14 protein-coding genes and 1 rRNA gene are annotated in these 13,466 nt (G+C 53.5%); 14 read left to right on the forward strand and 1 reads right to left on the reverse strand.

All coding sequences use genetic code 11. From position 1 onward, the window contains the following. The 14 genes from msrQ to ABEH87_RS18495 all read left to right on the forward strand — a co-directional run bounded on the left by msrQ (position 1) and on the right by ABEH87_RS18495 (position 13,194). Complete coding sequence (gene msrQ / locus ABEH87_RS18430) at positions 1-612, forward strand: protein-methionine-sulfoxide reductase heme-binding subunit MsrQ (protein ID WP_346578452.1); 612 nt, start codon at positions 1-3, stop codon at positions 610-612. A gap of 228 nt (positions 613-840) precedes the next feature. Continuing rightward, positions 841-1,293, forward strand: a complete 453-nt coding sequence (gene aroQ / locus ABEH87_RS18435) for a type II 3-dehydroquinate dehydratase (RefSeq protein ID WP_346578454.1) — start codon at positions 841-843, stop codon at positions 1,291-1,293. 21 nt (positions 1,294-1,314) lie between these two features. Continuing rightward, on the forward strand, positions 1,315-1,791 hold the full coding sequence (accB, locus tag ABEH87_RS18440) for an acetyl-CoA carboxylase biotin carboxyl carrier protein (RefSeq protein WP_346578456.1): 477 nt from the start codon (positions 1,315-1,317) through the stop codon (positions 1,789-1,791). Between the two features lie 11 nt (positions 1,792-1,802). Then, entirely contained in the window at positions 1,803-3,152 is a 1,350-nt protein-coding gene (accC, locus tag ABEH87_RS18445; RefSeq protein ID WP_346578458.1) for an acetyl-CoA carboxylase biotin carboxylase subunit, read from the forward strand. Between the two features lie 101 nt (positions 3,153-3,253). Continuing rightward, the gene (locus ABEH87_RS18450; RefSeq protein ID WP_346578460.1) at positions 3,254-3,496 is read left to right on the forward strand and encodes a YhdT family protein; all 243 of its coding nucleotides are present in this window, start codon (positions 3,254-3,256) and stop codon (positions 3,494-3,496) included. Beyond that, positions 3,486-4,940: a sodium/pantothenate symporter gene (panF, locus tag ABEH87_RS18455; protein WP_346578461.1), complete on the forward strand. Its 1,455-nt coding sequence runs from the start codon at positions 3,486-3,488 to the stop codon at positions 4,938-4,940. Before ABEH87_RS18450 ends, panF begins: the two co-directional genes overlap by 11 nt. 11 nt (positions 4,941-4,951) lie before the next feature. Continuing rightward, the gene (prmA, locus tag ABEH87_RS18460; protein ID WP_346578462.1) at positions 4,952-5,833 is read left to right on the forward strand and encodes a 50S ribosomal protein L11 methyltransferase; all 882 of its coding nucleotides are present in this window, start codon (positions 4,952-4,954) and stop codon (positions 5,831-5,833) included. A gap of 307 nt (positions 5,834-6,140) precedes the next feature. Then, the gene (gene dusB / locus ABEH87_RS18465) at positions 6,141-7,106 is read left to right on the forward strand and encodes a tRNA dihydrouridine synthase DusB (protein ID WP_346578463.1); all 966 of its coding nucleotides are present in this window, start codon (positions 6,141-6,143) and stop codon (positions 7,104-7,106) included. Positions 7,107-7,131: 25 nt separating this feature from the next. Continuing rightward, the gene (gene fis / locus ABEH87_RS18470) at positions 7,132-7,428 is read left to right on the forward strand and encodes a DNA-binding transcriptional regulator Fis (RefSeq protein ID WP_000462905.1); all 297 of its coding nucleotides are present in this window, start codon (positions 7,132-7,134) and stop codon (positions 7,426-7,428) included. Between the two features lie 337 nt (positions 7,429-7,765). Continuing rightward, entirely contained in the window at positions 7,766-8,686 is a 921-nt protein-coding gene (gene lpxP / locus ABEH87_RS18475; protein ID WP_346578464.1) for a kdo(2)-lipid IV(A) palmitoleoyltransferase, read from the forward strand. A 353-nt stretch (positions 8,687-9,039) separates the two neighbouring features. Next, positions 9,040-10,065, forward strand: a complete 1,026-nt coding sequence (locus ABEH87_RS18480) for an amino acid ABC transporter substrate-binding protein (RefSeq protein ID WP_346578465.1) — start codon at positions 9,040-9,042, stop codon at positions 10,063-10,065. Between the two features lie 67 nt (positions 10,066-10,132). After that, positions 10,133-11,311: an amino acid ABC transporter permease gene (locus ABEH87_RS18485; protein WP_346578467.1), complete on the forward strand. Its 1,179-nt coding sequence runs from the start codon at positions 10,133-10,135 to the stop codon at positions 11,309-11,311. Positions 11,312-11,323: 12 nt separating this feature from the next. Beyond that, on the forward strand, positions 11,324-12,424 hold the full coding sequence (locus ABEH87_RS18490) for an amino acid ABC transporter permease (protein ID WP_346578469.1): 1,101 nt from the start codon (positions 11,324-11,326) through the stop codon (positions 12,422-12,424). An 8-nt stretch (positions 12,425-12,432) separates the two neighbouring features. Next, positions 12,433-13,194 (forward strand): amino acid ABC transporter ATP-binding protein, encoded by a 762-nt coding sequence (locus tag ABEH87_RS18495; RefSeq protein ID WP_346578471.1) that lies wholly within the window; start codon positions 12,433-12,435, stop codon positions 13,192-13,194. A gap of 150 nt (positions 13,195-13,344) precedes the next feature. Here the strand turns inward: ABEH87_RS18495 and rrf are convergent. Further along, positions 13,345-13,460 (reverse strand): 5S ribosomal RNA (gene rrf, locus ABEH87_RS18500). Positions 13,461-13,466: the final 6 nt, after the last annotated feature.

The following is a 13,466-nucleotide window of genomic DNA, read 5'->3' on the forward strand; positions in this document are numbered from 1 at the left end:
ATGGTACGCCTGTCGCTGAAGCAGATAACGGGCTTAAAGGTACTGCTGCATCTGGCGGGTTTTCTGCCGTTACTGTGGTTGCTGCTGTCGATAGATCAGGGCTGGTTCAGTGCCGACCCGGCAAAAGACATCCAGCATTTTACCGGCAGGATGGCATTAAAGTTCCTGCTGGCCTCGCTGGCGGTCACTCCGCTGGCGCGCTATGGTAAACAGCCGCTGCTAATTCGCGTCCGGCGCCTGCTGGGGTTGTGGTGTTTTGCCTGGGCTACCCTGCATCTGGTGAGCTACTCACTGCTGGAGCTGGGGATCAGCAATCTGGGCCTGCTGGGGTCGGAGCTTATCTCACGTCCTTATCTCACGCTGGGAATTATCTGCTGGGTTATTCTGCTGCTGCTGGCGGCAACCTCTTTCCAGCGAGCGCAGCGTAAACTGGGCAAACGCTGGCAAACACTGCACAATGCCGTCTATCTGGTCGCGATACTGGCCCCTGTTCACTACCTGTGGTCAGTCAAAATCCTCTCACCTCAGCCGTGGATTTATGCGCTAATTGCTGCGATCCTGCTGGCATGGCGCTACAAAAAACTGCGTAAATGGTTACCTGGAAAATCCTGATAACTGTGTTCTGCCACACATCTTCAACAATCAACCACGCCATTTTACTCTGGCGTGGTTGATCATCTTCGCTGATACGACCAGTATTTAGCTGCTAATTGCGTTGATATCGTTATAATGCCCGACTTCACATTGTTGCTTTAGCCAATTTCATCTGAAAAGGTGACAAACGGGCTTTTGCGATGTATTTTGTGCGATGCCTTTATTATCGCAGGAGATAGCAGCAAGATGACGGATAAGTTGCACGTACTGCTTTTAAACGGTCCCAACCTCAACTTGTTGGGCACACGTGAGCCTGAAAAGTACGGTCATACTACGCTGGCCGAGATTGTCAGCGATCTGACCTCGCAGGCCAACGCGCTTAACGTCACTCTGAGCCATCTCCAGTCAAATGCGGAATATGCGCTAATTGATCGCATACATGAGGCGAAAGGTAATGTCGATTACATCGTCATTAACCCGGCGGCATTGACCCATACCAGCGTCGCGCTGCGTGATGCGCTGCTGGCCGTCAGCATCCCGTTTATCGAAGTTCATTTGTCAAACGTGCATGCCCGCGAGCCCTTTCGTCATCATTCGTATCTTTCTGATATTTCTGCCGGTGTGATCTGTGGACTTGGCGTCGACGGTTACTCCTGGGCTTTACAGACGGCAGTCAAACGCCTGTCACCCTCTAATTAAACAGAGTACGGAACCACACTCATGGATATTCGTAAGATTAAAAAACTGATCGAACTGGTTGAAGAATCAGGCATCGCAGAACTGGAAATTTCTGAAGGCGAAGAGTCTGTTCGCATCAGCCGTGCACCGGTTAACGTCGGTTACCCGATGATGCAGCAGGCTTATGCTGCACCGATGATGCAGCAGCAGCAACCGGCGTTAGCTAACGCCGTCGCTCCGGCTACCGCTCCGGTAATGGAAGCACCTGCCGCTGCCGAGATCAGTGGCCATATCGTGCGTTCTCCTATGGTCGGTACTTTCTACCGTACCCCAAGCCCGGATGCGAAAGCCTTTATAGAAATCGGCCAGAAAGTTAACGCCGGTGATACCCTGTGCATCGTTGAAGCGATGAAAATGATGAACCAGATCGAAGCCGATAAATCCGGCATTGTGAAAGCGATTCTGGTCGAAAGCGGTCAGCCTGTTGAGTTTGACGAGCCGCTGGTAGTCATCGAATAACGAGGCGAGCCATGCTGGATAAAATTGTAATTGCTAACCGCGGTGAGATCGCACTGCGTATTCTCCGCGCCTGTAAAGAACTGGGTATCAAGACGGTTGCCGTACACTCCACGGCAGACCGCGACCTGAAGCACGTGCTGCTGGCTGACGAAACGGTCTGTATCGGGCCGCCACCGTCAGTCAAAAGCTACCTGAACATCCCGGCGCTGATTTCAGCCGCTGAGATCACCGGGTCTGTGGCTATCCACCCAGGTTACGGCTTCCTGTCTGAGAACGCTGACTTTGCCGAGCAGGTTGAGCGCTCTGGCTTCATCTTTATCGGACCTAAAGCGGACACGATCCGCCTGATGGGCGATAAAGTGTCGGCTATTACCGCGATGAAGAAAGCCGGTGTACCGACCGTGCCAGGCTCTGACGGTCCTCTTACCGAAGACATGGACAAGAACCGCGCCTTCGCGAAACGCATCGGTTACCCGGTGATTATCAAAGCCTCCGGCGGCGGCGGCGGTCGCGGCATGCGCGTTGTGCGCAGCGATAAAGACCTGGAACAGTCCATCAACATGACGAAAGCGGAAGCCAAAGCGGCTTTCAACAACGACATGGTTTACATGGAAAAATACCTGGAGAACCCACGCCATATCGAAATTCAGATTTTGGCTGACGGTCAGGGCAACGCCATTTATCTGGCAGAACGTGACTGCTCCATGCAGCGCCGTCACCAGAAAGTTGTGGAAGAAGCCCCTGCACCAGGTATCACCGAAGAGATGCGTCGCTACATCGGCGAGCGCTGCTCGAAAGCCTGTATTGATATCGGCTATCGTGGCGCAGGTACCTTCGAGTTCCTGTATGAAAACGGCGAGTTCTACTTTATCGAGATGAATACCCGTATTCAGGTAGAGCATCCGGTAACGGAGATGATCACCGGTGTTGACCTGATTAAAGAGCAGCTGCGTATTGCTGCCGGTCAGCCGCTGTCAATCAAACAGGAAGAAGTGGTGATTCGCGGTCATGCGGTGGAATGCCGTATTAACGCAGAAGATTCGACGACCTTCCTGCCAAGCCCTGGCAAAATCACCCGCTTCCATGCGCCCGGTGGTTTTGGCGTGCGCTGGGAGTCTCATATCTATGCCGGCTATAGCGTGCCGCCATACTATGACTCAATGATTGGTAAGCTGATCACCTTCGGTGAAAACCGTGATGTCGCCATTTCTCGTATGAAGAATGCGCTGGCTGAGCTGATTATCGACGGGATTAAAACCAATATCGAACTGCAGATGAAAATCATGTCAGACGAGAATTTCCAGCACGGTGGAACCAATATCCACTACCTGGAGAAAAAACTCGGCCTGCAGGAGAAGTAATCCGGCCTTATCGCAGGGTCGGGCATGTCCGACCCGAAAGCGACAGAGATCGATATACAGAGGGGCCGATTATTCGGCCCCTTCTTATTGGGGAGGAGCGGATGGAAAAACGTTTTATTCAGGCCCACCGTGAAGCACGCTGGTCTTTCTGGCTGGCGGTGACTTACCTTGCCTGCTGGGGGCTTTCAGCCTGGCTACCGGACGACCTGCCGGGTTTTACCGGCCTGCCACACTGGTTTGAAATGGCCTGCCTGCTGATACCCGGCGTCTTTATTTTTCTCTGCTGGCTGATGGTTCGCGTCATCTTTCGCGATATTTCTCTGGAGGACGACGGTGAAGCTTGAAATTATTTTGCCCCTGATTGGCTACCTGCTGCTGGTCGCGGGGCTCTCCGTTTACGCCATGCGCAAGCGCCGTGAAGGCAGCTTCCTGAGTGAGTATTTCCTCGGTAGCCGTTCAATGGGCGGCTTCGTGCTGGCCATGACCCTCACCACAACCTACATCAGCGCCAGCTCATTCATCGGTGGCCCCGGCGCGGCTTATAAGTACGGGCTGGGCTGGGTGCTGCTGTCTATGGTTCAGGTTCCCGCCGTCTGGCTGTCACTGGGTGTTCTGGGCAAAAAATTTGCCATTCTGGCGCGGCGTTATAATGCGGTCACCCTTAACGATATGCTGTATGCACGCTATCGCAGCCCGTTACTGGTATGGCTGGCCAGCATCAGCCTGCTGGTCGCCTTTATCGGTGCCATGACCGTGCAGTTTATCGGTGGGGCGCGCCTGCTGGAAACTGCCGCAGGTATCCCCTACGATACCGGACTGCTGATTTTTGGTGGCTCTATCGCGCTGTACACGGCGTTTGGTGGTTTCCGCGCCAGCGTACTGAACGACGCCATGCAGGGCGTGGTGATGCTTGCCGGGACCTTCCTGCTGCTGTTCGCGGTGATCCACGCTGCCGGCGGGATGCATAACGCGGTCAGTACACTGCAGCGTATCGACCCCCAGCTGGTGTCTGCGTCTGGCGTCGATAACATCCTGACTCCGACCTTCCTTGCCTCGTTTTCAGTGCTGGTCTGTTTTGGGGTGATCGGCCTGCCGCATACGGCCGTTCGCTGCATCTCCTATAAAGACAGTAAGGCCGTGCATCTGGCCATTCTGCTCGGCACGGTGGTGGTGACGGTTCTGATGTTTGGCATGCACCTGGCAGGGGCTCTTGGCCGGGCGGTGATCCCGGATTTGCAGATCCCCGATCGGGTGATCCCAACGCTGATGATCCACGTTCTGCCTCCGCTGGCGGCTGGGATCTTTCTGGCCGCGCCGATGGCGGCGATCATGTCCACCATCAATGCTCAGCTGTTACAATCATCGGCAACGATCGTCAAAGATCTCTATCTGCGCATGCACCCGCACCAGCTTGATAACGAGCCGCTGCTGAAGCGCCTGTCTTCTCTGGTGACGCTGGTGCTGGGTCTGCTACTGCTGGTGGCTGCGTGGAATCCGCCGGATATGATCATCTGGCTAAATCTGCTGGCGTTTGGCGGGCTGGAGGCCGTATTCCTCTGGCCACTGGTGCTGGGCTTATATTGGGAAAGAGCCAATGCCAGCGGCGCTCTCAGCAGCATGATTACCGGGGCAGCCTGCTATACCGGTCTGGCCAGCCTGTCGCTGCAACCCTGGGGCTTCCACCCGATTGTGCCAGCGCTGCTTCTCAGCCTTTTGGCCTTTATTATTGGTAATCGTTTTGGCCACTCTGCCAGCGAATCAACGACTGCCTCCACCCTGATTGATTGAAGAGACTGACTATGCCCTGGATACAAATGAAGTTGAATACCACTGGTGCGCAGGCTGAAGAGCTGGGCGACGCACTGATTGAAAACGGCGCCGTGTCCGTCACCTTCCAGGATACTCACGATAACCCGGTATTTGAACCGTTACCGGGTGAGACTCGCCTGTGGGGTGATACCGATGTCATCGGCCTGTTTGATGCCGAAACAGAGATGCCGGAGGTGATTGCCGGCCTGGAACAGCACCCGCTGCTGGGCGCAGGCTTTCATCACAAGATCGAACAGATCGAAGATAAAGACTGGGAACGCGAATGGATGGAAAATTTCCACCCCATGCGTTTTGGCGAACGCCTGTGGATCTGTCCAAGCTGGCGTGACGTGCCGGATCCCGATGCGGTCAACGTTATGCTCGATCCGGGTCTGGCCTTTGGTACGGGGACCCATCCGACCACCGCGCTGTGCCTGACGTGGCTTGATGGCCTGGATCTGGTGGGTAAAACGGTGATCGACTTTGGCTGTGGCTCAGGCATTCTGGCGATTGCCGCACTGAAGCTGGGTGCCGCTGCCGCGATTGGCATTGATATTGACCCTCAGGCGATCCAGGCCAGCCGCGACAATGCAGAACGCAACGGCGTTTCTGAGCGTCTGTCGCTCTATCTGCCCCACCAGCAGCCGGATAACCTGAGTGCGGATGTCGTGGTCGCCAATATCCTCGCAGGCCCACTGCGTGAGCTGGCTCCGCTGATTAGCGTACTGCCTAAAGAAGGCGGCCACCTTGGTTTATCCGGTGTGCTGGCCAGCCAGGCTGAGGGCGTTTGTGACGCGTATGCCGATACCTTTGCGCTGGATCCGGTGGCAGAGAAAGAAGAGTGGTGCCGGATCACCGGTATTCGCCGATAAAACAAGCAGATGACGCAGCCCGGATGAGCTGCGTCATCCCGCTGATGACGTCATATGTCCCGAATATTGGTCAAACTGACGCAGTTTATGTTGTTATCCAGGTCACAAAAAAAGAAAAATCTTTGTACACAATTTCGTCATATTTTTTTAATGTGTTGTTTTATAACACTATAAAATTAATAACCGAAGCACGTAAGGCGATCTAACGTTCCGCTACCGCGGATTGTTCAAAGTTTGGCCTTTCATCTTCCTGAAAAAATGCGTAATATACGCCGCCTTGCGGACACACTATGGTCACTTTTTTTTCATGCGCATAGGAAATCACCAGCTTCGTAATCGTTTGATTGCAGCCCCGATGGCCGGGATAACAGACAGGCCATTCAGGACCCTTTGCTATGCAATGGGCGCTGGTATGACTGTTTCCGAGATGATGTCGTCCAACCCCGAAGTCTGGGACAGCGATAAGTCGCGGTTGCGTATGGTACACAGTGACGAACCTGGTATTCGTACCGTGCAAATTGCCGGTTGTGACCCGGAAGAGATGGCGGCAGCCGCACGCATCAATGCAACATCAGGTGCGCAGGTGATCGACATCAACATGGGTTGCCCAGCCAAAAAAGTGAATCGCAAGATGGCAGGTTCGGCGCTGCTGCAACATCCTGAGCTGGTGAAGTCTATCCTCTCAGCGGTGGTCAATGCAGTTGACGTACCGGTTACCTTAAAGATTCGCACCGGCTGGGATAGCGACAACCGCAACTGTGTAGAGATTGCCCAATTGGCTGAGCGTTGTGGTATTCAGGCCCTGACAATTCACGGACGCACTCGCGCGTGTTTGTTCAACGGCGAAGCTGAATACGACAGCATTCGGACAGTTAAGCAGAACGTATCCATTCCGGTTATCGCGAATGGGGACATTACTGACCCGCACAAAGCCAGAGCCGTACTTGACTATACGGGGGCTGATGCCCTGATGATAGGACGGGCGGCTCAGGGAAGACCGTGGATCTTCCGGGAAATCCAGCACTATCTGGACACTGGGGAGCTGCTGGCACCGATGCCACTGGCTGAAGTAAAGCGCTTGCTCATCGGGCACTTACGGGAACTGCACGACTTTTATGGTCACCGCAAGGGATACCGTATTGCCCGGAAGCACGTCTCCTGGTATCTGCAGGAGCACGCCCCAAACGACCAGTTTCGGCGCACATTCAACGCCATAGAGGATGCCAGCGAACAGCTGGAGGCGTTGGAGGCATACTTCGAAAATCTTGCGTAATTAGAAATAAAGAGCTGACAGAACTATGTTCGAACAACGCGTAAATTCTGACGTACTGACCGTATCTACCGTAAATTCACAGGATCAGGTGACCCAAAAGCCACTTCGTGATTCGGTCAAACAGGCACTGAAGAACTATTTTGCTCAACTGAATGGTCAGGATGTAAATGATCTGTATGAGCTGGTACTGGCTGAAGTAGAACAGCCTCTGTTGGACATGGTGATGCAGTACACCCGTGGCAACCAGACCCGTGCAGCCCTGATGATGGGCATCAACCGCGGTACACTGCGTAAGAAACTGAAAAAATACGGCATGAACTAATAGCCTCTGGCTATCATGTTGTTTCGAAAGCGCTTATTCCTTTGGGGTAAGCGCTTTTTTATTATCCGTTGATTGGATAAACTTTCCATTAAGAATTTTCACATGCACATCTTCCTGAAGGTTGGGTAACTTGTGTAAAATCACGTTGACTGGAAATGCCTGCCGCCCTTACCTTCTGCTGCAGTGCGTAATGCCCCCACGAATGTAAAGTTTTGCTGCCTGTGGAACCCGGCTAAACCATCGTCCTGAACGGGTGTCTGAGTCATTGTATCGCTGCTGATCGTCTTCATATGCGTTACAGGTTCTCTTAACCCATAATGCCAAGAATGAGTAATAAATGAAGCCGTCACAACAATTCAAACGGGGTTTTCTGCGCCCACGCTACTGGTTAACCTGGTTTGGCGTCAGCGTTCTCTATCTGCTGGTACAACTCCCTTATCCGCTGCTGCATAAGTTCGGTAGCTGGATGGGCCGCACTTCCATGCGCTTTATGAAGCGCCGTGTCTCGATCGCCCGCCGCAATCTGGAGCTGTGCTTCCCGGATATGGATAAGGAACAGCTGGAACGGCGGATAATTGGCAACTTTGAATCTCTCGGTATGGGGCTGATAGAAACGGGCATGGCCTGGTTCTGGTCAGATCGCCGCGTAAAGCGCTGGTTTAAAGTTAACGGCTTACATAACCTGCAGGCTGCGCAGGCGGATGGCCGCGGTGCGCTGATTATTGGCGTGCACTTTATGTCGCTGGAGTTAGGTGGACGGGCGATGGGCCTCTGCCAGCCGATGATGGCGATGTATCGCCCGCATAACAATAAACTGATGGAGTGGGTACAGACTAAAGGCCGTATGCGCTCGAATAAAGCGATGATCAACCGTCGCGATCTGCGGGGTATGGTACAAGCCCTGAAACAGGGTGAAGCAGTCTGGTTCGCTCCCGATCAGGACTACGGTCCTAAGGGCAGCGTTTTTGCACCGCTGTTTGCCGTGCCTGAGGCAGCGACGACCAGCGGTACCTGGATGCTGGCGCGCATGGCGAAACCGGCCCTGATCACTACGGTGCTGATCCGCAACGAAGACGGCAGCGGTTATGAACTGGTGATCCAGCCTGAGCTGCAGGATTATCCGATTGAAAGTGAACAGCTGGCTGCTGAGTATATGAACCGGGTGATTGAACGCGAGATCATGCGCGCGCCGAATCAATATATGTGGCTGCACCGCCGTTTTAAAACCCGCCCTGCTGGCGCCAGTTCTCTCTACTAACGTCTCACCCCTGCTGCCCTCCTTTTTTCCACCAGCGCCTTGAGGCGCTGGCTGCCGCAAGAAACTTTACATTTAAATAACAAATCTGCCACCGCCTTCACATTGCTTCCACATAGTGAAACTAAATGCACTATTTGTGACCATCATGGCTATTTTTGCCCCTCGCTGGTGCGCGATATTAACGCTGCCGATAAGAAAGTTCCCATTATCGTTAATGCTTCTCAACAAATTCAGGGCTCTGCAAATGTGGCATTACCTTTGCAAAGCAGTGAATGGCTTCGGCCACAGACAGGCAAAGTGCACCAAAGCGTGCATTACACATAACAAAATAAATCTGCCACACAGGATGCTTTATGAAAAAGATGATGCTCTCCACTCTGGTTGCCGCTGCTACGCTGTTTTCTGTGGCAAATCAGGCTCATGCAGGTACGACACTGGACGCCATTAAGAAGAAAGGTTTTGTTCAGTGCGGTATCAGTGACGGCCTGCCGGGTTTCTCCTACGCGGATTCCAGCGGTAAATTTACCGGTATTGATGTGGACGTGTGCCGTGCAGCAGCAGCGGCAGTATTTGGCGATGCGACCAAAGTGAAATATACCCCACTGACCGCAAAAGAGCGCTTTACCGCGCTGCAGTCTGGTGAGGTTGATATCCTGTCACGTAACACCACCTGGACATCCTCGCGCGATGGCGGTATGGGCTTCATTTTCGCCGGCGTAAACTACTACGACGGTATCGGCTTCCTCACCCATCAGAAGGCAGGCCTGAAGAGCGCTAAAGAGCTGGACGGTGCCACCGTCTGTATTCAGGCCGGTACGGATACCGAGCTGAACGTCGCCGACTACTTTAAAGCCAACAAAATGCAGTATACCCCGGTGACCTTCGACCGTTCCGATGAGTCGGCTAAGGCCCTGGACACTGGCCGTTGCGATACCCTTGCTTCCGACCAGTCACAGCTCTATGCGCTGCGTATCAAGCTGGGTAAACCTTCCGATTTTATCGTGCTGCCAGAAGTGATCTCTAAAGAGCCGCTGGGCCCGGTTGTACGTCGCGGTGATGATGACTGGTACACCATTGTTAAGTGGTCCCTGTTCGCCATGCTGAACGCCGAAGAGATGGGGATCACCTCTAAAAATGTCGATGATATGACGGCGAAACCAACCACCCCGGATATGGCCCACCTGCTGGGCGCGGAAGGTGACTTCGGTAAAGATCTGAAGCTGGATAACAAATGGGCTTATAACATCATCAAACAAGTGGGTAACTATCAGGAGGTCTTTGACCGTAACGTCGGTAAAGACAGCCAGCTGAAAATTGCTCGTGGTCAGAATGCACTGTGGAATCAGGGCGGTATTCAGTACGCACCACCAGTACGTTAATTCCCATGATTACAGGGCACCGGCCTGTCGGTGCCCACGCCAGAATTTTCGTCACTGAGGTCTCAACATGTCTCAACGCCCAACCGTGAAAAGGGATTTTTCATTCAGCAATCCTGCGGTGCGCGCCTGGCTTTACCAGATCATTGCGATCGTCGCGGTGCTTGCCGTTGCGGGTTACCTGATGCACAACACCATCATTAACCTGGCAAACCGTGGCATTACCTCCGGTTTTGGTTTCCTTGAACGTAGCGCTGGCTTTGGTATCGTCCAGCACCTGATTGATTACACTGAAAGCGACACCTATGCCCGCGTGTTCCTGGTCGGTCTCACTAACACCCTGCTGGTGTCTGCGCTGTGTATCGTCTTTGCTTCTTTCCTCGGGTTCTTTATCGGACTGGCCCGCCTGTCTGATAACTGGCTGCTGCGGAAAATCTCCAATATCTATATTGAGACGTTCCGTAATATTCCCCCTCTGCTGCAGATATTTTTCTGGTATTTTGCGGTACTGCGCAATCTGCCAGGCCCACGCCAGGCACTCAACGCCTTCGATCTCGCCTATGTCAGTAACCGTGGGCTGTATATTCCCTGGCCTGAATACGTGGCAGGTACCGGGCCGTTCCTGATCGCCATAGCCCTGGCTCTGACAATCGCGTTCGGTTTATTTCGCTACAACAAGCAGCATCAGCTGAAAACAGGACAACTGCGTCGCACCTGGCCTGCGGCTCTCGCGATGCTGGTCCTCTTTCCGCTGGTGGCCTCACTGTTTGCGGGTAGCCCGATGCACTGGGACATCCCTGAACTACGTGGATTCAATTTCCGCGGCGGGTTCGTGCTGATCCCGGAGCTGGCGGCCTTAACGCTGGCACTGTCGATTTATACGTCTTCATTTATTGCCGAAGTGATCCGTTCCGGTATTCAGTCTGTTCCGCACGGTCAGCATGAGGCCGCCCGTTCTCTCGGTCTGCCCAACCCCGTCACCCTGCGTCAGGTGATTATCCCGCAGGCAATGCGCGTGATTATTCCTCCGCTGACCAGTCAGTATCTGAATATCGTGAAAAACTCTTCGCTGGCCGCCGCGATTGGTTATCCCGATATGGTGTCCCTGTTTGCCGGTACGGTACTGAACCAGACGGGCCAGGCCATCGAAACTATTGCCATCACTATGGGTGTCTATCTCATCATCAGCCTGTCGATTTCGCTGTTAATGAACATCTACAACCGCAAAATTGCTCTTATAGAGCGTTAAGAGAACGGGATTATGACGATGACCACTCATGAAGTCCCTGCGGCACCTGCGACTTCGCTTGCGCGTGCCGTGCTCTGGGCAAGAAAAAATCTGTTCTCCAGCGTCGGAAACTCACTGCTGACGCTGTTTTGTCTGTGGGTGATATGGGCAGTTATCCCTCCGGCGCTGAACTGGCTGGTGTTTCAGGCTAACTGGATTGGTGAAACACGCGCTGACTGCACCAAAGATGGGGCATGTTGGGTGTTTATCCATGCGCGTTTTGGCCAGTTCATGTACGGACTGTACCCGCATGAATTGCGCTGGCGTATTAACCTGGCGCTGGTAGTCGGCCTGGTAACCATTGTTCCGATGTTCCTGAAACGCCTGCCGCGACGTGGGACCTACATCGCGGCCTGGGCGGTGATCTATCCGATCGTCGTCTGGTTCCTGCTGTACGGTGGCTACTTCGGGCTGGAACGTGTCGAAACGCGCCAGTGGGGTGGCCTGACTCTGACCCTGATCATTGCCTCTGTCGGTATTGCCGGGGCACTACCGCTGGGCATCCTGCTGGCGTTAGGACGTCGCTCACGTATGCCGGTCGTGCGTACGCTGTGCGTTCTGTTTATCGAGTTCTGGCGTGGCGTACCGCTGATCACCGTCCTGTTTATGTCATCGGTGATGTTGCCGCTGTTTATGGCGGAAGGTAGCTCGATCGATAAGCTAATCCGTGCGCTGGTTGGCGTCATCCTGTTCCAGTCCGCCTATGTGGCAGAAGTGGTACGCGGCGGGCTACAGGCTTTGCCCAAAGGACAATATGAAGCCGCTGAATCACTGGCGCTCGGCTACTGGAAGACTCAGGGGCTGGTGATCCTGCCCCAGGCGTTAAAAATGGTTATTCCAGGCCTGGTTAACACCATCATTGCTCTGTTTAAAGATACCAGCCTGGTGATCATCATCGGTCTGTTTGATCTGTTCAGTAGCGTGCAACAGGCCACTGTCGATCCCGAATGGCTGGGTATGTCGACGGAGGGTTATGTTTTTGCCGCACTGGTCTACTGGATTTTCTGTTTCAGCATGTCGCGCTATAGCCAGTATCTGGAAAAGCGCTTTAACACCGGGCGTACGCCGCACTGAGGTTTAAAATGACGCAAATTATTACCCCATCTGACGACGCGATGATGATTACGCTCGAAAATGTGAACAAGTGGTACGGGCAGTTTCACGTACTGAAAGACATCAATCTGAAAGTAAAACCGCGTGAGCGTATCGTACTCTGTGGGCCTTCCGGGTCTGGAAAATCAACGACGATCCGCTGTATTAATCATCTGGAAGAGCATCAACGGGGGCGCATTGTCGTCGATGGTACGTTACTTAACGACGATCTCCGCAATATTGAACGTGTACGCACGGAAGTGGGTATGGTGTTTCAACACTTCAATCTGTTCCCTCATCTGAGCGTATTGCAGAACTGTACTCTTGCCCCCATCTGGGTGCGTAAAACGCCAAAGAAAGAAGCGGAAGAGCTGGCAATGCATTACCTTGAGCGCGTACGTATTGCCGAGCATGCGCATAAGTTTCCGGGTCAACTTTCCGGTGGCCAACAGCAGCGTGTGGCGATTGCACGATCGCTGTGTATGAAGCCGAAAATTATGCTGTTTGATGAGCCAACGTCAGCGTTGGATCCAGAGATGGTGAAGGAAGTGCTGGATACGATGATTGGTCTGGCAGAAGATGGCATGACGATGCTGTGTGTCACCCATGAAATGGGCTTTGCCCGTACCGTGGCAGACCGGGTGATCTTTATGGATCGCGGAGAAATCGTTGAAGAAGCGCCACCGCAGGAGTTCTTCGCTCATCCTAAGTCTGAACGTACCCGGGCTTTCCTGTCACAGGTTATCCATTAATATCAGCAGCTAACTGAAGCAAAAAAGCCCCGACCAGTGATGGACGGGGCTTTTTTATCGCCTTTATTCGGGCGGGGCTCAGGATTTCTTCGGCCCCTGGATAACAAAAAAGCCCCATGCTTTCGCATGAGGCTTGTCTGTTTATTTGATGCCTGGCAGTTCCCTACTCTCGCATGGGGAGACCCCACACTACCATCGGCGCTACGGCGTTTCACTTCTGAGTTCGGCATGGGGTCAGGTGGGACCACCGCGCTAAAGCCGCCAGGCAAATT

The organism is Erwinia sp. Eh17-17 (genome assembly GCF_039675725.1).
Taxonomy (GTDB): domain Bacteria; phylum Pseudomonadota; class Gammaproteobacteria; order Enterobacterales; family Enterobacteriaceae; genus Erwinia.